Source organism: Paenibacillus sp. LHD-38 (assembly GCF_031157315.1).
In the GTDB taxonomy this organism is placed as follows: domain Bacteria; phylum Bacillota; class Bacilli; order Paenibacillales; family Paenibacillaceae; genus Pristimantibacillus.
In genome coordinates this window covers 1-511 of record NZ_JAVIFU010000161.1, presented here as the reverse complement: position 1 = coordinate 511, position 511 = coordinate 1, and the positions used below count along the sequence as shown (strand labels likewise).

1 pseudogene is annotated in these 511 nt (G+C 50.3%); it reads right to left on the bottom strand.

Annotated features, from left to right (window positions below):
• Positions 1-511: pseudogene (locus tag RCO25_RS34725) on the bottom strand (ISNCY family transposase); the annotation flags it as partial.

Below are 511 nucleotides of genomic sequence, written 5' to 3'. Positions count from 1 at the left end.
CATCTTGGAAGGCTCTGCGTTTTGTGTTACGGTTAGTAATGTTGTTGTCATACGTGGTTTTCCACGGATGATCGTCGGCGGGTTTGCGTTGGGGCGCAGAACTCGCCTTTTTCTTTTGTGGTTGTTTTCGTTCAGGTCTCTCTGTTTTCTTGAGCTGCAAAGCCTGTTCACGATGCCAAATGAACACCTCGCCCGAGAGCGTCTGACGCACTTCAACGACCGTTTTGGCATCAAAACGTTGAGTTGAGGGATCTGCAAAAGTATAGACGGTACCGTCAAAAGAGATGGTGTTACCGGCTCCCAACGTTCGATACTCGCGGATGGTAAATACATGATCAAGCTGAACGCGTTTGTCGAGCTTCATGTAAGCCAATTCGTCCGAACGCGGAGCTACGGCAAATTGCTTGTTGTGCTTCTGGATGAGACGAGGTAACGCCTCGTTAGCTGCCTCCGTCGTGGTGATGCCAAGCAAGCGAAGCTCAATGACTAGACGATCCTGCAACGTCAGCCA